Origin of the sequence: Paenibacillus forsythiae T98, assembly GCF_000520735.1 — a bacterium.
Taxonomy (GTDB): domain Bacteria; phylum Bacillota; class Bacilli; order Paenibacillales; family Paenibacillaceae; genus Paenibacillus_AQ; species Paenibacillus_AQ forsythiae.
On record NZ_ASSC01000084.1, the window covers coordinates 1 to 476 of the forward strand.

Genomic DNA, 476 nt, shown 5'->3' on the forward strand with positions numbered 1-476 from the left:
GTGCTCCGCAGCCTTCGTCTCCGCTTGTGCTCCCGGAGCCCGCCTCATTCTCCCCTGCCCTCACGGTAGCATCGCCGGCTATCTCCCGGGCACTTTCCGCTCCGTCCGCCAGCCCCTTTCCCGAGGCCGCCGCGGCAACCGCGTCATAGAACGAGCCTTCGCTGCACAGCCGCACCTTCGCCAGCTCTTCCTCGGTCAGTCCGACGACAGGCGAACGCAGCGTTCCGGCCAGCGGAATATCCTGCTGCGGATTGTCTACTACTTTCAGCAAGGAAAGAATAACCTCGACTTCGGTCGCCTGAAAATAGCCCCTGTTCTGATCGCCGTAAGCCGGAATGCCTTCCAGCCTCAGCTCTTCGAGCATAAGCGGCGCCCACACGCTTGCGGACCGCAGCAAAATCACAATATCCCCGTACACAACCGGACGCATTGCCCGAAGGCTCTTGTCATAGATCTGCAGCGGCTCCCCCCCCCCC

The 476-nt window shown here is 62.4% G+C and carries 1 pseudogene; it reads right to left on the minus strand.

Annotated features, from left to right (window positions below):
- Positions 1 to 476: pseudogene (locus L692_RS32340) on the minus strand (3'-5' exonuclease); the annotation flags it as partial.